The organism is Bacillus sp. FSL R10-2201, assembly GCF_038008665.1.
Classification (GTDB): Bacteria; Bacillota; Bacilli; order Bacillales; family Bacillaceae_G; genus Bacillus_A; species Bacillus_A mycoides.
Genome location: NZ_JBBOZP010000001.1, coordinates 4,322,673 through 4,341,716, shown reverse-complemented (window position 1 = coordinate 4,341,716; position 19,044 = coordinate 4,322,673). Strand labels below are relative to the sequence as shown.

Annotated in this window: 17 protein-coding genes and 1 other annotated feature; of the genes, 15 read left to right on the top strand and 2 right to left on the bottom strand. The window is 35.9% G+C overall.

Features of this window, described 5'->3' with window-relative positions; translation table 11 throughout:
* Nucleotides 1-67 precede the first annotated feature (67 nt).
* Nucleotides 68-970: an SDR family oxidoreductase gene (locus tag NSQ69_RS22430; protein WP_002129335.1), complete on the top strand. Its 903-nt coding sequence runs from the start codon at nucleotides 68-70 to the stop codon at nucleotides 968-970.
* An 82-nt stretch (nucleotides 971-1,052) separates the two neighbouring features.
* Complete coding sequence (locus tag NSQ69_RS22425) at nucleotides 1,053-1,187, top strand: YuzL family protein (protein WP_002112167.1); 135 nt, start codon at nucleotides 1,053-1,055, stop codon at nucleotides 1,185-1,187.
* Between the two features lie 217 nt (nucleotides 1,188-1,404).
* Here the strand turns inward: NSQ69_RS22425 and rnhC are convergent, their stop codons facing one another.
* The gene (gene rnhC / locus NSQ69_RS22420) at nucleotides 1,405-2,343 is read right to left on the bottom strand and encodes a ribonuclease HIII (protein ID WP_002167597.1); all 939 of its coding nucleotides are present in this window, start codon (nucleotides 2,341-2,343) and stop codon (nucleotides 1,405-1,407) included.
* Nucleotides 2,344-2,466: 123 nt separating this feature from the next.
* Between rnhC and zapA the strand changes: the two genes are divergently transcribed.
* From zapA to srtB, 13 genes are all read left to right on the top strand, one after another.
* Nucleotides 2,467-2,736 carry a cell division protein ZapA gene (gene zapA / locus NSQ69_RS22415; protein WP_002112165.1) on the top strand — a complete coding sequence of 90 codons (270 nt, stop codon included), beginning with the start codon at nucleotides 2,467-2,469 and terminating at the stop codon, nucleotides 2,734-2,736.
* A gap of 2 nt (nucleotides 2,737-2,738) precedes the next feature.
* Complete coding sequence (locus tag NSQ69_RS22410; protein WP_002129333.1) at nucleotides 2,739-3,278, top strand: CvpA family protein; 540 nt, start codon at nucleotides 2,739-2,741, stop codon at nucleotides 3,276-3,278.
* Between the two features lie 55 nt (nucleotides 3,279-3,333).
* On the top strand, nucleotides 3,334-5,052 hold the full coding sequence (polX, locus tag NSQ69_RS22405; protein ID WP_002129332.1) for a DNA polymerase/3'-5' exonuclease PolX: 1,719 nt from the start codon (nucleotides 3,334-3,336) through the stop codon (nucleotides 5,050-5,052).
* Nucleotides 5,053-5,071: 19 nt separating this feature from the next.
* A complete protein-coding gene (locus NSQ69_RS22400) occupies nucleotides 5,072-7,432 on the top strand; it encodes an endonuclease MutS2 (RefSeq protein WP_078213675.1) in 2,361 nt (786 codons plus the stop codon).
* Nucleotides 7,433-7,628: 196 nt separating this feature from the next.
* Nucleotides 7,629-8,318 (top strand): 23S rRNA pseudouridine(2604) synthase RluF, encoded by a 690-nt coding sequence (locus tag NSQ69_RS22395; RefSeq protein WP_033731387.1) that lies wholly within the window; start codon nucleotides 7,629-7,631, stop codon nucleotides 8,316-8,318.
* Nucleotides 8,319-8,425: 107 nt separating this feature from the next.
* Nucleotides 8,426-8,676: a binding site (T-box leader), on the top strand.
* Between the two features lie 113 nt (nucleotides 8,677-8,789).
* Nucleotides 8,790-10,115, top strand: coding sequence for a branched-chain amino acid transport system II carrier protein BrnQ6 (brnQ6, locus tag NSQ69_RS22390; RefSeq protein WP_002184862.1), 1,326 nt, complete (start codon nucleotides 8,790-8,792; stop codon nucleotides 10,113-10,115).
* Nucleotides 10,116-10,576: 461 nt separating this feature from the next.
* Nucleotides 10,577-11,323, top strand: coding sequence for a heme uptake protein IsdC (isdC, locus tag NSQ69_RS22385; RefSeq protein ID WP_002167600.1), 747 nt, complete (start codon nucleotides 10,577-10,579; stop codon nucleotides 11,321-11,323).
* 23 nt (nucleotides 11,324-11,346) lie between these two features.
* Nucleotides 11,347-11,805: an NEAT domain-containing protein gene (locus tag NSQ69_RS22380; protein WP_002167601.1), complete on the top strand. Its 459-nt coding sequence runs from the start codon at nucleotides 11,347-11,349 to the stop codon at nucleotides 11,803-11,805.
* Between the two features lie 32 nt (nucleotides 11,806-11,837).
* On the top strand, nucleotides 11,838-15,017 hold the full coding sequence (locus tag NSQ69_RS22375) for an NEAT domain-containing protein (protein ID WP_341099678.1): 3,180 nt from the start codon (nucleotides 11,838-11,840) through the stop codon (nucleotides 15,015-15,017).
* A gap of 75 nt (nucleotides 15,018-15,092) precedes the next feature.
* Nucleotides 15,093-15,968 (top strand): heme ABC transporter substrate-binding protein IsdE, encoded by an 876-nt coding sequence (isdE, locus tag NSQ69_RS22370; RefSeq protein ID WP_002184866.1) that lies wholly within the window; start codon nucleotides 15,093-15,095, stop codon nucleotides 15,966-15,968.
* A gap of 27 nt (nucleotides 15,969-15,995) precedes the next feature.
* Nucleotides 15,996-16,979, top strand: a complete 984-nt coding sequence (locus tag NSQ69_RS22365; protein ID WP_050001077.1) for a FecCD family ABC transporter permease — start codon at nucleotides 15,996-15,998, stop codon at nucleotides 16,977-16,979.
* Nucleotides 16,969-17,739: an ABC transporter ATP-binding protein gene (locus NSQ69_RS22360; RefSeq protein WP_002184868.1), complete on the top strand. Its 771-nt coding sequence runs from the start codon at nucleotides 16,969-16,971 to the stop codon at nucleotides 17,737-17,739. Before NSQ69_RS22365 ends, NSQ69_RS22360 begins: the two co-directional genes overlap by 11 nt.
* 43 nt (nucleotides 17,740-17,782) lie before the next feature.
* A complete protein-coding gene (gene srtB, locus NSQ69_RS22355) occupies nucleotides 17,783-18,547 on the top strand; it encodes a class B sortase (RefSeq protein ID WP_002184869.1) in 765 nt (254 codons plus the stop codon).
* A gap of 72 nt (nucleotides 18,548-18,619) precedes the next feature.
* Here the strand turns inward: srtB and isdG are convergent, their stop codons facing one another.
* Nucleotides 18,620-18,943 (bottom strand): heme oxygenase, encoded by a 324-nt coding sequence (gene isdG, locus NSQ69_RS22350; protein ID WP_002112144.1) that lies wholly within the window; start codon nucleotides 18,941-18,943, stop codon nucleotides 18,620-18,622.
* Nucleotides 18,944-19,044 lie beyond the last annotated feature (101 nt).

Genomic DNA, 19,044 nt, shown 5'->3' with positions numbered 1-19,044 from the left:
TCGTTCATATCTCACATATAGTAAAACGAATGAAATATTTATGGGCAAGGGAAGGGGTTTTTGTACAATGGGGGAGATTCCAAGTCATACAAAGTGGACACTGCATGACAAGTATGTGGTGATTACTGGTGCAACAAGTGGTATTGGATTAGCGGCAGCTAAGACATTTGCAGAGCGCGGTGCCAAACTAGGAATCATTGCACGTAACGAGGAAAAAGCGAATGCTGCTATTGCTCAAATTAAGGATGTAACGAATGGGGATGTGATGATAGATCTATTTTTAGCTGATATGGCTTCCCAACAATCTATACGCCGGGTAGCTACTGATATTTTGGAAAGGTGTCCGAGAATAGATATATTAGTGAATAATGCTGGTGCTTTATTTCAAACAAGGCAGCTTACAGAGGACGATTTGGAGATGACTTGGGCGGTTAACCATTTAGGTCCATTCCTAATCACTAATTTGCTGTTGGAGCGTTTAAAAGAAAGTGCTCCTGCTCGTGTTATCACCACCGCATCTCACGGTCACAAAATGGCTAAAAAGGGAATTGATTTCGGTGATTTAGATGCAGAACAACTTTATCGTGGTGTTAAGAAATTTATGGGTGGTCCTACAATGCGTTATGCTCAATCAAAACTAGCAAATATTTTATTTACCGCTGAATTGGCAAAGAGGTTGGAGGGGACGGGTGTTAGTGCATACAGCTTCGATCCAGGGCTAGTGGCTACGAATTTCAACCAGGACAATGGTCTAGTTGCTCGCTTAACTATGGCAGCAATGAAACCTTTCTCTCGTACACCCGAGAAAGGTGCTGAAACTCTAATATGGCTAGCAGAATCAACTGAATTTACTGATCATAGTGGTTATTACTATGCCGATAAGCAAATAGGAAAAATGTCTGAAGCTGCCTTGGATAAGGATGCCGCAAAACGTCTATGGGACATTAGTGAAAAACAGACAGGAGGATAAAAGAGTAGCCAGTATATGTTCAGATGGTTATGCTGAATAGTTTTTTACTCTTAAGTGAAAAGTAATCTTGGGGGTGATTGTAATGAGTAAGAAAGTGAAAACAGACCATTCTAGATCAAGCTTAGGTTCTCCGGAAGTGGAAGGACAAGGAACGACTACGCATGAAACGGGTTCTTATAAAGTACCTTCATCAAATAAGAAGCAGAAACGAAGTTAAACATAAAAAGGGAGTCATGGAGACTCTCTTTTTTAGGTGAATAGTAAATGAATATATATCAGTCTAAATTTAAATATATAGATATACAGAATGAGTGCGGCGAAAATAGGAACGTGTGAGATCCTATTTATCCATTTTTCATTCATAAAAGGCGAAAAGAATTCAATTCTTTTCGCCTTGTTTAGTTCATCCATATCCTGTCGATACTAAAAAGTAGTTATTTTTTCAGTAACCGAAACGCCTTCTCTGTATTAGCAAAATGCACTTTCACAAATTCAGGTAGTCTTTCTTTACCGACTTTTTGAATTAATTTAGCAGCGGCAATATCAACTTGTTTACCAGCACCTTTCGGAAGTTGCATACCAGCTTTTTTGCTTAGTTCGTCAAATTGTTTTACGAATGAGTAACGAGCTAAAATGGAAGCGGCGGCTACTGCTAAATGGACACTTTCACCTTTTGTAGCGAAGTAAACATTTTCACGCTGTACCTGTTTTTGTTTCGCTAAATATTTATAGTATGTATCAGGCTGTGTAAATTGGTCGATTAAGATACCCTCAGGTGTTGTAGGTGCAATTTTAGCCAATAAGTTTGTGATGGCTTTGTTATGCAGTAAAGCTTTTAGTTTACCTTGGTTGTTTCCTTTATCAAATAGCTCGTTATATTTTTCATTATGAAGAACGAGGGAGCTGTAAGGAACAACGTGAAGGAGTTGTTTTGCAATCTCAGCAATTTGAGCATCATTTAAGTTTTTGGAGTCTTTTACACCAAGTTCTTTTAAAAGTGGAATTTGCTTTGCATCCACATATACAGCAACTACTGTCATCGGTCCGAAGTAATCACCAGTACCTACTTCGTCTGATCCTAGAATAGACATTGTGCCGATGGAAGCGGGCGGCGCATAACGATGTGAATTGACCGATTTTTTTACAGCTGATTTTGGTGTTTGAGAGACAGTTTGCCAACGAGAAGCTTCTGCTTCAGCACGTCCACCCTGAAACATCACTTTTCCTGATTTATAAGCTGTAATTGTGCAAGATTGAACTTTTGCCATAAAGATACCGCCTTGCGGAATTTTGGGGCTAAGTGCTTGTTTGTATTGTTGTTTCATGTCTTCAATTACTGTAGAACTTGTTTGTATTACGATAGAATTTGACAAAATGGTCGCTCCTTTTTTATGTTGTTATTTTTATCATATCGGATTGTTCTTTCTGTTTCCATATTATGATGGTTCATGGTATGATAAACTTTAGGATTCTGTACGTGATTGGAGGCCGGTGAGTTGTCACAACAAAAGGGAAATAAAAGTCGAATTAATGTAGAAATATATGGCCAACAGTATTCAGTTGTTGGCGATGAAAGTACAAGTCATATCCGCATGGTAGCAGCGATTGTGGATGATAAAATGCGCGAACTCAATGCCAAGAATCCTTCGCTTGATACGAGTAGACTAGCGGTATTGACGGCGGTAAACGTCATACACGATTACATAAAATTAAAAGAAGAACATGAGAAATTGAAAGAAAGTATGACACAAAAAGGAATTGAATAAACATGATTGATATTATTATCATTTTATTGCTTGTTATGGGATTCTTCCTCGGTTTACGCAGAGGATTTATTTTGCAACTTGTAAAGTTAACAAGCTTTATTATCGCATACCTCGTTGCATACTGGTATTGTAAAGATTTAGCGCCAGCACTTGCGAAAATTATTCCGTATCCATTTGATAAGAATGTTTCTGTTCCAGAATGGATAGATGCGAATAATATTGAGGGTGTCTTCTATCAAGCAATTGCGTTTATCGTATTATTTATTATTACAAAAATCGCACTTTCACTACTTGGTAATTTACTGAATATGTTTGCAGAAATCCCAGTTTTAAAGCAAGTCAATGCGGTTGCTGGGGCACTTCTTGGCTTTTTAGAAGTGTATATCATTCTGTTTGTCTTAATTATTGTTGGAACAATTCTTCCAATTGAACAAATACAAACACCATTACAAAAATCATCAATTAGCAAAATAATTGTAGACGATACACCGATTCTTTCTGAAAAGGTGAAGGAACTATGGCAGACAGGTAGCAGAGTGTAACTTCTCTTTTTTCGGAAAGAGAAGTTTTTTTCTATGAAAGAAAGGCGGGGCAATGATGAAAGTGAATAAAAAACAAGTTATCAAATTACTAGAGACAATCGGCCTATTTATGGAACTAAAGGGCGCGAATCCATTTAAAATATCTGCATTCCGTAAAGCGGCGGCAGCACTAGAAAGTGATGACCGTAGTCTTTCTGAAATTGAAGATTTCACAAAGATTCCAGGTATCGGAAAAGGAACGGCAGCAGTTATTCAAGAATATATAGAATCGGGAACATCTGAAGTACTACAAGAACTTGAAAAAGAAGTACCAAGCAGTTTATTACCACTATTAAAACTACCAGGCCTTGGTGGTAAGAAGGTGGCCAAGTTATACAAAGAACTTGGTGTTGTTGATATGGAAACGTTAAAAGCTGTTTGTGAAGAAAATAAAGTACAAGCTTTAGCTGGATTCGGTAAGAAAACAGAAGAGAAAATATTAGAAGCAATTGATCAAGTAGGCTCTCGTCCAGAGCGTTTACCAATTGCGATGGTATTGCCTATTGCCGGGGAAATAGAGGAGAAATTGTCGAATGTTGCTGAAATAATTCGCTTCTCACGCGCTGGTAGTTTACGCCGTGTTCGTGAGACAGTGAAGGACTTAGATTTCATCATTGCAACGACAGAGCCAGCAGTAGTGCGTGAACATTTACTACAATTTGATAATATGATTGAAGTGATTGCAAGTGGAGATACGAAAGTATCTGTTCGTCTTCAATATGAATATGATATTTCAATTGACTTCCGCTTAGTAAAACCAGAAGAATTTATTACAACTCTTCACCATTTCACCGGATCAAAAGACCATAACGTAAAAATGCGCCAAATTGCGAAAGATAGAGGCGAGAAAATTAGTGAATACGGTGTGGAAATCTTAGACACAGGTGAAGTGAAAACATTCGAAACAGAAGAAGCATTCTTCGCCCACTTTGGCCTTCCATTCATCCCACCAGAAGTGCGTGAAGATGGAAAAGAAATTGAATTAATTAAAGAGTATCCGAACTTAATTCAGTTCTCTGATATACAGGGTGATTTACATATGCATACAACGTGGAGTGACGGTGCTTTTTCAATTGAAGAAATGGTACAAGCGTGCCGCGCTCATGGATATAAATTTATGGCAATTACTGATCACTCGCAATACTTGAAAGTAGCGAACGGTTTAACGAAAGAGCGTCTTCGTGAACAAGCGAAAGAAATTGAACGTATGAATGAAAAGTATCCAGACATTACAATTTTGCGCGGGATTGAAATGGACATTTTACCAGATGCGACACTTGATTTTGACGATGAAGTATTAGCAGAACTAGATTATGTCATTGGAGCTATTCACTCAAGCTTCTCACAAGACCGTGAAACGATTATGAAGCGTCTTCGCACTGCACTTGAGAATAAGCATGTCACAATGATTGCCCATCCGACAGGACGTCTTCTTGGGCGCCGTGAGGGTTACGATGTAGATACAGATTTATTAATCCAGCTCGCAAAAGAAACAAATACAGTTTTAGAATTAAATGCAAATCCAAACCGTCTAGATTTAAGCGCGAAATTATTAAAACAAGCACAAGATGCTGGTGTAAAAGTAGCGATTAATACGGATGCCCATACACTTGAAATGTTAGAAGATATGGAAACAGGTGTAGCAGCAGCGCGTAAAGGTTGGATTCAAAAAGATAACGTGATTAACACATGGGATATTGAACGTTTATTAGACTATATTAAACGTAATAAGTAATACAGGGGGGACCTGCAACATGTTAGAACGAACGTTGCGTGTATTAGAATACAATAAAGTAAAAGAACAATTACTTGAACATACAGCATCTTCACTTGGTCGTGATAAAGTGAAGAATTTAGTGCCAAGTACAGATTTTGAAGAAATTGTGGAATTGCAAGAAACAACGGATGAGGCAGCGAAAGTCATCCGTTTAAAAGGACATGTACCACTTGGAGGGATTTCTGATATTCGTTCAAATATTAAGCGTGCGAAAATTGGAAGTATGTTAAGTCCTTATGAATTAATTGAAATCGCAAGTACGATGTACGGTAGTCGCCAAATGAAACGTTTCATTGACGATATGATTGACAACGGTGTTGAGCTTCCAATTTTAGAAACACATGTCGCGCAAATTGTGTCTTTATATGATTTAGAAAAGAAGATTACAAATTGTATTGGTGACGGCGGTGAAGTAGTCGATAGCGCAAGTGACAAATTGCGTGGTATTCGTAATCAAATTCGTACTGCGGAAAGCCGTATTCGTGAGAAATTAGAAAACATGACGCGTTCTTCAAACGCGCAAAAAATGTTATCAGATGCAATTGTAACGATTCGTAACGAACGCTACGTAATCCCGGTAAAACAAGAATACCGCGGCGTATATGGTGGTATTGTTCACGATCAATCTGCTTCTGGACAAACATTATTTATCGAACCGCAAGTAATCGTGGAATTAAATAACGCACTTCAAGAAGCACGTGTGAAAGAAAAACAAGAAGTAGAACGCATTTTAATGATGTTAACGGAAGAAGTGGCAGTGGAAGCTGATATTGTTTTATCAAACGTAGAAGTAGTTGCAAATCTTGATTTTATTTTTGCGAAAGCTCTTTATGCGAAGCGAATTAAAGCGACGAAGCCAATCGTAAATAATGAACGCTACATGGATTTAAAACAAGCACGCCATCCGCTTATTGATCCGGAAATTATCGTGCCAAATAACATTATGCTTGGTAAAGACTTTACAACAATCGTTATTACAGGACCGAATACAGGTGGTAAAACAGTTACACTGAAAACAGTCGGTATTTGTGTCTTAATGGCGCAATCTGGTCTTCATATTCCAGTAATGGATGAATCAGAGATATGTGTATTTAAAAACATCTTTGCTGATATCGGTGATGAGCAATCGATTGAACAAAATTTAAGTACATTCTCTTCTCATATGGTAAACATTGTAGATATTTTAGAAAAAGCTGATTTTGAAAGTTTAGTCCTATTTGATGAATTAGGTGCTGGGACAGATCCGCAAGAAGGGGCTGCACTAGCGATTTCTATTTTAGATGAAGTATGTAACCGTGGTGCTCGCGTTGTTGCAACGACGCATTACCCAGAATTAAAAGCATATGGATACAATCGTGAGCAAGTTATTAATGCGAGCGTTGAGTTCGATGTGAATACATTAAGCCCAACGTACAAATTATTAATCGGTGTACCAGGACGTAGTAACGCCTTTGAAATTTCGAAGCGTCTTGGTTTGTCTGATCGCGTTATTGATCGCGCTCGTAACCATATTAGTACAGATACGAACAAAATCGAAAATATGATTGCAAAGCTAGAAGAAAGCCAAAAAAATGCAGAGCGCGAACGAAAAGAAGCGGAAGAGCATCGTAAGCAATCTGAAAAACTTCATCGTGAATTACAACGTCAAATTATTGAATTTAACGATGAGCGCGATGAAAAATTATTAAAAGCGCAAAAAGAAGGGGAAGAAAAAGTCGAAGCTGCAAAGCAAGAAGCAGAAGGCATTATTCAAGAACTTCGTCAATTGCGTAAAGCACAGCTTATAAACGTGAAAGACCATGAGCTTATTGAAGCGAAGAGCCGTCTAGAAGGTGCGGCGCCAGAGCTTGTGAAGAAACAAAAAGTAAACGTGAAAAACACAGCGCCAAAACAACAATTACGCGCAGGTGATGAAGTAAAAGTGTTAACGTTCGGTCAAAAAGGTCAATTGCTTAAAAAAGTAAGTGATACAGAGTGGAGCGTACAAATTGGTATTCTGAAGATGAAAGTGAAAGAATCCAATATGGAATACATTAATACACCGAAGCAAACTGAGAAAAAAGCAGTCGCAAGTGTGAAGGGTAGAGATTATCACGTGTCGTTAGAGCTAGACCTTCGCGGCGAACGTTATGAAGATGCAATGATGCGCGTTGAAAAATATTTAGACGATGCACAGCTTGCAAGCTATCCTCGTGTATCAATTATTCACGGCAAAGGAACAGGAGCGCTTCGCCAAGGTGTACAAGATTACTTGAAGAAACATCGCGGTGTGAAAACCTACCGCTACGGTGACATGGGCGAGGGAGGCCTAGGCGTAACAGTTGTCGAATTAAAATAGCAAACAACCAAACAAAAGGGGAAACCATTATATGTTTATGGACAAACTTGCAAAAGTATTGTTAGCTTGTTGCGGAATATTTTTGGTAATTGGGGTTATTTATTTAGTTGTTTTTGCGAAGTAAAGGAGCGTCAATCTTGGCATAATGATATCGCCATGGATTGACGCTTTTAATCTATAAGAAAAGGAACAAAACATGAAAATCAACCAATACATAAGCGAAGCAAAATCCTGCTCAAGACGTGAAACAGACCGTCTCATTAAAGCAGGACGTGCCTGTATTAACGGTGAAGTATGTACGCACGGTGCACTCGTTAATGAAGGTGATATTGTAACGATTGATGGGCAAGTTATTGTAAAAGAAGAGAAAGAAAAGGTGTATATTGCCTTCCATAAACCAGTCGGAATTACTTGTACAGCAGCTGAACATATTGAAGATAATATTATTGATTATATCGATTATCCAGAACGAATCTTTCCTGTTGGACGATTAGATAAAGCATCGGAAGGACTCATCTTATTAACGAATGACGGTGCGATTGCGAATCAAATTTTGCACGGTGATCATGAGCATGAGAAAGAATATGTTGTCACTGTTGATAAGCCGTTTACAGATTGGTTTATTGATGAGATGTCCAGCGGTGTAAAGATTAAAGATGGAATGACGAAGCCATGTAAAGTGACGAGAGTTAATCAGTCTACATTCCGCATCGTTTTAACGCAAGGAATGAATAGGCAAATTCGTAGAATGAGTCGTGCTTTCGGATTTACTGTAACAAAGCTAAAGCGAGTACGCATTATGAATATAGAGCTAAATGAGCTTGAAGCTGGAAAATGGCGAGACATTACACCTAAGGAATTAGAAATATTAATAGGGCAGTTATAGGGAGGAAAGTTTTCTCCCTATATTTTTTTGTCAGAAAAAATAAAACTATTGATTTTTTAAAAAATAGCCCATATAATAAAAAACAACAAGTTTCGACAACATATTTTATAAAAGTAATGATGAGGACATGAGTTGTTTTTGACGATTCTCAGAGAGGGAAGCCTTAGGCTGTGAGCTTCCTAATACGGAAAGACAAACTTACCACCTCTAAACTTCAAGAGTGAACTGCAGATGCATTGTAATTCTTGGCGGATAAAACCGTTATCAATTTACACGAGCTATAAAATGAGCTTATTTCGTTATAAATTCATTTTATTAGAATAAGGGTGGAACCACGATTTCAACACTCGTCCCTTTGTTAGGGACGGGTGTTTTTTGCGTTCTTTTACGGGGAAGTATGCTTGAAAGAGGATATGTGACGGATTTTAATTCAGAATATTTTGTCAATAAAATAATTAGGAGGTAGTAGAAATGAAGTCATCTTTAAAGTTTTCTGAGATGTTTGCAATAAGCTTAATGTTATTTGCACTGTTTTTCGGTGCCGGTAATATGATTTTCCCACCAGCGTTAGGGCAAGGTGCTGGAACAGATGTATGGATCGCGTTATTTGGCTTTATCGTAACAGGTGTAGGACTGCCTTTATTAGGAGTTATTGTTATAGCTCTAAAGGGAGATATTAATGAATTAGCAAGACGTGTACATCCTGTATTCGCGCTAATTTTCATTACTGCAATTTATTTATGTTTAGGCGTATTTGTTAGTGTGCCACGTACAGGGACTGTTGCTTATGAAATGAGTGTTGCACCGTTTTTACCAAGTGAGATAGCTGGTCAATCCTATCCACTTGTTATCTTTACATTTATTTTCTTTGCAGTAACTTTCTATTTAGCATTAAACCCATCGAAATTAGTGGGGCGCATTGGTAAAGTGTTAACTCCAATTTTATTAGCTGTTATTGCAATTATTGTAGCGAAAGCAATTATGACTCCAATGGGAGAGTTTGGTGCCCCTACAGAAGCGTATAGTGCCCCGCTCTTTAAAGGTTTTATTGATGGATATTTAACTTTAGATGGACTTGCAGCACTTGTTTTCGGAAATGTTGTGATCAATGCTTTAAAAGCAAAAGGCATTACAAATAAGAACAGTATTGCGAAAGTAACAATCTTTGCAGGATTTATTGCAGCACTTGGCTTACTTCTTGTTTATTTAGCACTTGCTTACCTTGGAGCTTCAAGTGTTTCACTTGGAATGGGAGCAAACGGCGGAATTATTTTAACAAACGTCGTGAATCATTTATTTGGTAGCTACGGAACATTATTACTAGGTATCGCAATTACAGCAGCATGCTTAACAACTTCTGTCGGTATTGTAGCAGCTTGTGGAGAATATTTTTCTTCGTTATTACCAAAGCTTTCTTATCAAAAAGTCATTTTTATTTTCTCTGTATTAGCATTTATGGTAGCAAATCTTGGTTTAACTCAGTTAAACGCATTAGCATTGCCGATTTTAATTGCAATTTACCCAATTGGTATCGTACTGATCGTATTATCACTTGTTGAAAACTATATTCGTCTTCCATTAGCTATGTATGTAGGCGGTATTGTAGGCGCATTTGCAATTAGCTTCTTTGATGGATTGCATAATGCAAATCTTCAAGTAGCGGCCCTTGCTCCTATCTTAGATAAAATTCCATTATATAGTGTAGGGATTGGTTGGCTAGTTCCGGGTATCATTGGAATTGCAATTGGATATGTAGTTTCTTTATTTCAAAAGCAAGAAATTGCTGTAGAAAAATAAGGGAAAGAGGCTTTCTTTAAAAGAAAGCCTCTTTTTTTGTAGAAAAATTATATATAGAAGAATTCAGATATTAAAAATTTTATACGTAATATAGTTGACAAAAAAATTACCAGTAGGCTAAGATTGACTTAGTTGTGGAAATATTGGAAGGCAAGAGGTTTTCTATGACTATATCATTTTTGTAAGAAGAGGTGATAGAACGATAGAATTAGGCGGTTTATTTTTTTTGAAATTCGTTGAGAATGATAATCAATAAAATGATGAAAGAGTTTTATGTTTATTCTTATAGGAAAAATTGGTGGGATTATTTTTTTATCTATCAATGAGAATGATAATCAATATATTTCTAACTACATAGTGTTACTCGTTATAAAATAGAGATAGAAAGATTATTTTTTTTCTTATATATTGAGAATAATTATCATTTTCAAAAAAAGAAAAACAAGGAGGCAGTAAGGTAAATGAGAAAGTTTTCGGTATTACCCGCTTTTATTATGACATTCGTATGTATGCTAGCTTTTCTCGTAGTGCCATTCGGACAAGCTTCGGCAAATGTAGCTGACGGTACTTACGATATTAACTATGTCATACAAAAAGCAGAAAATGATTCAGCTTCAATGGCAAATGATTATTTTGAAAAACCAGCTAAGTTAATTGTAAAAAATGGTGAGATGAGAGTACAAATTCCTATGAATCATAGTGCTTGGATTACAGAATTTAAAGCACCAGAGAACGGAAACTTTGTTGATGCAAAAGTTGTTAGTAAAGATGAATCTGCAGATAAAAGAACTGTAGAGTTTAAAATAGACGACTTATCTAAACCAGCAGCTGTAAAAATTCATGTTGTTGTACCGAACGTAAATTATGACCATAACTACACAATTCGCTTTGCGTTTGATGCAAATGTAAAAGCAGTAGGTGGAGAGAATAAGGAAACTGCTGCAACAAAAAATGAAGATCAAACTCAAAAAAATACACAAGTAAAAGAAGAAGTGAAGAAAGAAGAGAGCAAAGAAACAAACAAAGAAACAAACAAAGAAACAAGCAAAGAAACAAACAAAGATGTAAATAAAGGAACAAATGAAAGTGGGAAAGCTGAAAAAACAGATAACCCAAAAACAAGTGATGAAGCACGTATCGGATTATTTGCAGCATTACTTCTTATTTCAGGTGTTTTCTTAGTTCGTAAAGTGAAGTTAGGTAAATAAATCTTTGGAAGGGCGATGAATATATGTTTAAACAATTTAAAATGATTATTGCCGTATTTGCTGTCTTATTTACGTTTATAGCAACACTAGGGTTACAAGATGCAAAAGCTGCTACACAACTAGCTGATGGAAAATATAATATTGCTTTTACTGTATGGAAAGGCGATAAAGATGAATCATCTAGAATGAATAGTTATTTTGAAAGTCCGGCAACATTAACAGTTAAAGATGGAAAACAATATGTTTCATTCAAAGTGAAAGATAGTACTTCTATTAAAAGTTTACAAGTAGAAAAAAATGGTCAATTCGTAGAAGCTACTGTGTTAAGTGAAAATACAAAAGAGAATACTAGAGTTGTAGAATTTGAAGTTGCTGACTTGTCAAAAAAACTAAATGGCAAGGTGAAAATTAATATCCCAATTATTAATTATAACGCTTCATATGATATTCGTTTTGTATTTGATGGGAACAGCATTAAATAATTGGAAATTTTTAAAAAAGGAGAGTCATTCTATTGAACAGGTATTTTAAAATTGTTGTTGCAATGTTTCTAACGATTTTCACATTCGTATCAACGCTACAACCACTTGCAGTTCAAGCTGCTAGTCAACTAGCTGACGGTGAATACTCAATCGGTTTCAAAGTTCTTAAAGACACATCAGATGAAGAATCTATGATGAATCAATACTCTGTAAGTCCAGGAACTTTAAAAGTGAAGAATGGGAAAAAGAAAGTATCCTTTACGTTAGAACATAGTTCATGGATTACAAAGTTTGAAACCGAAAAAAGTGGTCAGTTTGTTGCGACAAATGTAATTAGTGAAGATAAAGAAAAAGATACAAGAGTCGTAGAATTTGATGTGGACGATGTAGAGAATGTATTAAATGCGAAAGTAAAAGTAGACATTGACTCTTTAAATTATCATCATGACTATGATGTGCGTATTGCATTTGTTCAAAATAGTATTACACCGATTCATGTAGAACAACCAAATGAAAAAGAGGACCCAGCTAATAAGCCAGATCCAAATGAAAATCCGGATCCGAGTCAGAAGCCCGACCAAAAGCCTGACCCAGATCAACAACCAAATTCTAACACAATTAAAGATGGAGAGTACAGCATTCCATTTAAAGTGTTAAAAGATCAAACAGATGAAGAATCTAAGATGAATACTTACATGGTAAATCCAGGAGTATTAAAAGTAGAAAATGGTAAGAAAAAAGCAATTGTAACGTTAAAAAATAGCTCATTAATTAAAAATTTCCAAACGGAAAAAGATGGTACATTTGTTGATGCAAAAGTAGTGAGTGAAGATAAAGAAAAAGATACAAGAGTAGTAGAGTTTGAAGTAAACGATTTATCTAAAAAACTAAATACAAAAGTATTTATTGAAGTGGCATCACAAGGTTACAAGCAAACACATAATGTACAACTTTTATTTGAGCAAGATAAACTTGAACAAATTAAAAATGAAGAGAAACAACCGGATGAAGATAAAAAGCCGGAAGTAGAAAAACCAGATGCTGAAACAATTAAAGATGGAGAGTACAGCATTCCATTTAAAGTGTTAAAAGATCAAACAGATGAAGAATCTAAGATGAATACTTACATGGTAAATCCAGGAGTATTAAAAGTAGAAAATGGTAAGAAAAAAGCAATTGTAACACTAAAAAGTAGCTCATTAATTAAAAATTTCCAAACGGAAAAAGATGGTGCATTTGTTGATGCAAAAGTCGTAAGTGAAGATAAAGAAAAAGATACAAGAGTAGTAGAGTTTGAAGTAAACGATTTATCTAAAAAACTAAATACAAAAGTATTTATCGAAATGGCATCAAGAAACTATAAGCAAACACATGATGTGCAACTTTTATTTGAACAAGATAAGCTTGAACAAATTAAAAACGAAGAGAAACAACCAGAAGTAGAGAAACCGGAAGTAGAAAAACCAGATGGAAACAAAAATCCAGATGCTGAAACAATTAAAGATGGTGAATACAGCATCAATTTCAAAGCTTTAAAAGATCAAACAGATGAACTTTCAATGATGAACACATATACGAAAAGTCCAGGTGTGTTAAAAGTAAAAGATGGCAAGAAATATGTATCATTTACATTAACGAATAGTGCATGGATTACAAAGTTTGAAGTTGATAAAAATGGTTCGTTTGTTGATGCGAATGTATTAAGTGAAGATACGAAAGCTGACACACGAGTAGTAGAAGTAGAAGTGGCAGATTTATCGAAAAAATTAAATGCAAAAGTAAAAGTAGATATCGATTCAATGAATTATCACCATTTCTACGACATTCAATTTGCCTTTGATAAAGATAGCATTAAACCGTTAGATAACCAAGGCGGAAACAACAACCAAGGTGGAAATGATAACCAAGGCGGAAATAACAACCAAGGTGGAAACAACAACCAAGGTGGAAACAACAACCAAGGCGGAAACAACAACCAAGGCGGAAACAACAACCAAGGTGGAAACAACAACCAAGGCGGAAATGACAACCAAGGCAATAATACAACAATTGATCCAAACACTCTTAAAGACGGTGAATACAGCATTGGCTTTAAAGTATTAAAAGATCAAACAGATGAAATATCAATGATGAATACATACACAAAAAGCCCAGGTGTATTGAAAGTAAAAGATGGTAAGAAATATGTATCGTTTACATTAACAAATAGTACATGGATTACAAAGTTTGATTTTGAGAAGAATGGCTCGTTCGTTAATGCAAAAGTATTAAGTGAAAATAAAGAGCAAAATACAAGAGTAGTAGAAGTAGAAGTAAACGATTTATCGAAAAAATTAAATGCAAAAGTAAAAGTAGATATTGATTCAATGAATTATCACCATCTCTACGATGTTCAATTTGTATTTGATCAAGATAGTATTAAAGCTTTAGGTAACCAAGGCGGAAACGATAACCAAGGCGGAAACGATAACCAAGGCGAAAACGATAACCAAGGCGGAAACGATAACCAAGGTGGAAACAATAACCAAGGCGGAAATGATAACAAAGAGGGAACTAACAAACCGAGAGTAATAATTGATCCAAAAAATTTAATAGATGGTCAATATGACATTACATTTAAAGTGTTAAAAGACAAGACAGATGAGCTTTCGAAGATGCATGACTATACTGTAAATCCAGCGAAATTGATCGTAAAAGATGGTAAAAAGTACATTGAAATGACGTTGAAAAATAGTGCGTGGATTACGAAATTCCAAACTGAAAGCAATAGTCTTTTTGCTGATGCAAAAGTAGTAAGTGAAGATAAAAATGCAAATACGCGAGTAGTACAATTTGAAGTAGAAGATTTATTTAAAAAATTAAATGCAAAAGTGAAAGTAGACATTGATGAGATGAACTACCACCACTTCTACGATGTACAAATTCAATTTGATACAAATAATATCGGCGCGGTAGGAACTATTAAAGAGGATCCAAAAAATGATCCGAAAAATCCAGTGACTACACCGAAAGTAGATAATGTAAAAACAGTAGGTACTCCTGATTTTAACCGAAATGCAGATGATAAGAAGAAAAAAGAAGATACAAAGAATGATCCGAAAAAAGAGAAAAACTCAAAAACAGCAGATACAGCACAACTTGGTTTATACATGGTGCTACTGCTCGGTTCACTTGCTTTACTAGTTCGCAAATATAGAGCAGGTAGATTGTAATTTTTGGAGTCTTGATGCATGTTTGCATGCATCAAGACTTGTTTCATATTGTTTGGAAAGGAGTGGTGATTAAGAGTGAAGAAAATTGCAAGTGTACTAATGGCTATCATTTTATTAGTGAGTATAGCTGGATGCCAGGCGCCCAAAAAAGAAACAGCGAAGCAGGTAAAGAGTGAGGGTAAAGAGAGGATTGTCGCAACGACAGTTGCTGTTACTGAAATTATGGATGCGTTAGAAGTAGATTTAATTGGTGTACCAACAAGTACTAAAGATTTACCAAAGAGATATAAAGGTTTACCTGAAGTTGGGAATCCAATGAGTCCTGATATGGAAAAGGTAAAATCATTAAAGCCGTCAGAAGTATTATCCGTGACAACACTTGAATACGAATTAAAGCCAGTTTTTGATGGTGTAGGTATGAAAGCAAACTTTTTAGATCTAACAAGTTTAAAAAATATGCAAAATTCCATTAGTAATTTAGGTAAGCAATATGGACGTGAAAAGCAGGCTGAAGCAGTTGTAACTAAGTTAGATAACAAGGTTGCAGAGATTCAAAAAGCAGTAAAGGGAAAGAAAGAACCGACAGTGCTTATTTTATTAGGTGTACCGGGGAGTTATTTAGTAGCAACAGAGCATTCTTATATTGGAGATTTAGTGAAACAATTAGGTGGTAAAAACATTGTACAAGGTGAACAAGTAGAGTATTTAGCTTCTAATACAGAGTATTTAAAAAAAGCTGATCCAGACATTATTTTACGAGCGGCACATGGTATGCCTGATGAAGTTGTAAAAATGTTTGATAAAGAATTTAAAACAAATGATATTTGGAAACACTTCGCTGCAGTTAAAAATAATCGTGTTTACGATTTAGAAGAGCGTTTATTTGGAACGACAGGAAATTTAGCAGCGACTGAAGCGCTAGATGAATTGAAAAAAATGATGTATCCGTGATGCATTTTAATATAAAGGAAGATTAGCATGAATAAAAAATTTTGGAGTTTCTTCATTGTTACTGTATTGCTTATTGTTATGACATCATTGTCAGCAACGAAAGGGAGTTTAGAAGTAGGTATTGTTGAGCTTGTACAAGGGATATTTACAGGGGGAAATGAAGATGTTGAAGTGATTAAAGATTTACGTTTCCCACGTATTATTATTGCACTATTTACTGGAGCAGCTCTTGCTGTTTCGGGTGTGCTTTTTCAAGCTGTTATGAAAAACCCACTCGCTGATGCTGGGGTAATCGGGATATCTTCAGGAGCAAGTTTTATGACACTTGTTATTATTACGTTATTCCCGCAATTCTTTTTCTGGACACCAGTATTCGCCTTTTTAGGTGGTGCGTTTGCATGTTATCTCGTTTATGCATTTTCATGGAAGTCAGGGTTAAGTCCGCTTCGCATTATTTTAGTTGGTATAGCTATTAATGCAATGTTCACTGGATTAAATGAATCGTTCATTACGATTTGCGGATACTTCATTAAGAGTATTAAGCAAACGACGACTTCTAACATAACGATGAAGACGTGGGGCGATGTAGAAATAATGGTTACATATGGAACAATTGGTCTTATTCTTGCTCTGTTTGTAGGAGCTTGGTGTAACTTATTATCGCTACAAGATAAGACTGCGAAAAACTTAGGTTTGCACGTGACGAGAGTTCGTCTTATTATTTCTGCTATTGCAGTACTTTTAGCAGCAGTATCAACAGCGATTGCAGGTGTTATTGCTTTCGTAGGATTACTCGTTCCGCACATTTCAAGACAACTAGTCGGTTCGGATCATAAAGTATTAATTCCATTTTCTGCTCTTGCAGGAGCGTTATTAATTTTGACGGCGGATACGATCGGAAGGTTAATTGTGCCACCTAACGAAATTCCAGCAGCGACGATTATGGCAGTGATTGGTGGCCCATTCTTAATATTCTTGCTTAGAAAGAGTGATAAAGTTCATGGAAATTAAAAATGTAACCTTTTCGTATGATAATGTAACGGATCGATTAAAGTCGGTTAGTAGTGAAATAGAAATTGGTAAAATTACAACAATTATTGGTCCAAACGGTTGTGGGAAATCAACATTACTAGGTGTTATGTCGCGAAATCATGATCCCCGTAGTGGAGAAGTAATGCTAGATGGTAAAGCTATTAGTCAGTATAAGCCGAAAGAGTTTGCTAGAAAGCTAGCGGTCGTTCATCAGCAAAATGAGGCGCCAGCAGATATTACAGTTGAAAAATTGACGAGTTTTGGGCGTATGCCATATAAAAATATTTTTTCTACACAAACGGATGAGGATAGCGAAGCAATCGAAAGAGCATTGACGTGTACGAGACTACAAGATAAGCGTGATAAGCCAATACACGCATTATCTGGTGGAGAAAGGCAACGTGTTTGGATTGCGATGACTTTAGCGCAAAATACGCCCATGCTGTTTTTAGACGAACCAACGACGTATTTAGATATTTACTATCAGCTTGAAATATTAGAGTTAGTGAAAGAGTTAAATGAAGTACATGGTTTAACGATTGTTATGGTATTACATGACATTAATCAAGCAATCCGTTATAGCGATCATATTATCGTGATGAAGGATGGAGAAATAGTTATGAAAGGTACGCCACATGATGTTGTAACAGAAGATATGATTAAGAGCATATATGGCGTAGAGGTCGTTGTGAAACACGATGAAGATACAGGATTGTATATGGTACCAATGGGGATTTGACAGGCGGCTAAATCCCTTTGGCAATTCGTTTTGAGGTGATATTTTGAGCAGCAAGAAAGAAAAGAAAAAGAATTCCTTTTTTCAAAGAATACTTACAGTTGTTTTTTTAGGCATCTTTTTCTACTCTGTGTATGAATTAGGCGGGATGTTCATAGATTACTATGAAAATCGCAAAGTAATGGCTGAAGCACAAGATATTTATCAAAGGAGTCCGATGGAAGAAAAATCATCAGATGGAGCAGTACGTGCACAGTTCCAAGCCTTACAAAAAATTAATCCAGAAATAGTTGGTTGGATTACGATGGATGATACGCAAATTAATTATCCGATTGTTCAAGCGAAAGATAATGATTACTATTTGTATCGTAATTATAAAGGCGAGGATATGAGAGCAGGAAGTATCTTTATGGATCATCGTAACGATGTGAAATCTCAAAATCGAAATACGATTCTATACGGACATCGTATGAAAGACGGTTCTATGTTTGGGAGTCTAAAAAAAATGTTAGAAGAAGATTTCTTTATGTCTCATCGCAAATTGTATTACGATACTTTGTTTGAAGGATACGATGTAGAAGTATTTTCAGTATATACAACGACAACTGATTTCTATTATATTGAAACGGATTTTGGAAGCGATGAGGACTATGTATCTTTTCTAGAAAAAATTAAGGGAAGGTCACTCTATAAAACAGATACAAAAGTGACAGCGGATGATCAAATTGTAACACTTTCAACGTGTGATTATGCACTGGATTCAGAGGCTGGTAGACTAGTCGTGCATGCGAAATTGGTGAAAAGAAATTGAAAAAAGAAAAGGTATAGAAGTAGAGAAGATGTATCACTTCTCATACTTCTATACCAATTATTAAAACCGAAGTTATTGAGCCGCAGCTATTGGCATACGAACAATTTTAACGTCATAGAATGAGATTTTATTATCGATAATAAAGTCTGGTAATCCACCGCGGTGTGAATGCGCATCTTTAAAGGCAGTGCTCTTCGTCCAACCTTGGAAATCTTCTTTTGCATTCCAACGAGTGCTGATCGTCACTTCGTCATAATCAACTGTATTTTCAGTTAGAAGAACTTCTAATCCTAAGAAACCGGGCATCGTTTCAACTTTACCTACTTTATTAAAGCGCTCAATTAATTTATGTGCGTCACCCTTCGTAATTTTAGATGTATTTGTAACAATAATCATTTCTTTATTCCTCCTATAAATCTATCATTATGTTCATCGTTTCATATGTATTAAATGATAATGAAAATCATTATCGTTGTCAATGATAATGATAAAATATA

What these genes read in the sequence shown, in the direction of transcription:
- NSQ69_RS22430 (WP_002129335.1), top strand. Translation starts at nt 68, where the DNA reads ATGGGGGAGATTCCAAGTCATACAAAGTGGACACTGCATGACAAGTAT.
- NSQ69_RS22425 (WP_002112167.1), top strand. Translation starts at nt 1,053, where the DNA reads ATGAGTAAGAAAGTGAAAACAGACCATTCTAGATCAAGCTTAGGTTCT.
- NSQ69_RS22410 (WP_002129333.1), top strand. Translation starts at nt 2,739, where the DNA reads ATGATTGATATTATTATCATTTTATTGCTTGTTATGGGATTCTTCCTC.
- polX (WP_002129332.1), top strand. Translation starts at nt 3,334, where the DNA reads ATGAAAGTGAATAAAAAACAAGTTATCAAATTACTAGAGACAATCGGC.
- NSQ69_RS22400 (WP_078213675.1), top strand. Translation starts at nt 5,072, where the DNA reads ATGTTAGAACGAACGTTGCGTGTATTAGAATACAATAAAGTAAAAGAA.
- NSQ69_RS22395 (WP_033731387.1), top strand. Translation starts at nt 7,629, where the DNA reads ATGAAAATCAACCAATACATAAGCGAAGCAAAATCCTGCTCAAGACGT.
- brnQ6 (WP_002184862.1), top strand. Translation starts at nt 8,790, where the DNA reads ATGAAGTCATCTTTAAAGTTTTCTGAGATGTTTGCAATAAGCTTAATG.
- isdC (WP_002167600.1), top strand. Translation starts at nt 10,577, where the DNA reads ATGAGAAAGTTTTCGGTATTACCCGCTTTTATTATGACATTCGTATGT.
- NSQ69_RS22380 (WP_002167601.1), top strand. Translation starts at nt 11,347, where the DNA reads ATGTTTAAACAATTTAAAATGATTATTGCCGTATTTGCTGTCTTATTT.
- NSQ69_RS22365 (WP_050001077.1), top strand. Translation starts at nt 15,996, where the DNA reads ATGAATAAAAAATTTTGGAGTTTCTTCATTGTTACTGTATTGCTTATT.
- NSQ69_RS22360 (WP_002184868.1), top strand. Translation starts at nt 16,969, where the DNA reads ATGGAAATTAAAAATGTAACCTTTTCGTATGATAATGTAACGGATCGA.
- isdG (WP_002112144.1), bottom strand. Translation starts at nt 18,943, where the DNA reads ATGATTATTGTTACAAATACATCTAAAATTACGAAGGGTGACGCACAT.